This window comes from Halomonas elongata, assembly GCF_029081005.1.
Classification (GTDB): Bacteria; Pseudomonadota; Gammaproteobacteria; order Pseudomonadales; family Halomonadaceae; genus Halomonas; species Halomonas elongata_B.
Window position 1 is genome coordinate 1 of the sequence record NZ_JAJQTQ010000111.1, and the last position, 403, is coordinate 403.

Genomic DNA, 403 nt, shown 5'->3' on the forward strand with positions numbered 1-403 from the left:
CAAGGCCATTGAAGGCACCTGCCTTGCCTGTAACGCCGGGCCGCATTTAACCGATTTGGGTCTGACCGACGGCGGCAGCCGCCAGATAGTCGACCCGTTGATAGCCTGCCGGGAGATCCCGGAGCCAACCGATCACAACAATAATCCTCAGGGAGCCTGAGCATGGCCGATAACACACTTCACTCTTCCGCCCGCGCTAACTGGCTGGAGCGCCGCTTTGCGCTGCGCTCGCGCGGCGGCACGCTACGCACCGAATGCCTGGCCGGGATCACCGGCTTTCTCGCCGCCGCCTATTTACTGGTGGTTATCCCGGGGCTGCTGGCGATCGGCGGGATGGATAAAGGCGCCGCCACCACCGGCACCATTCTGGTCTTCGTCGTCGGTTCGCTGCTGATGGCGTTTT

At 63.0% G+C, this 403-nt stretch carries 1 pseudogene; it reads left to right on the forward strand.

Annotated features, from left to right (window positions below):
* Positions 1-162: 162 nt before the first annotated feature.
* Positions 163-403, forward strand: a pseudogene (locus tag LU493_RS19665) (hypothetical protein); the annotation flags it as partial.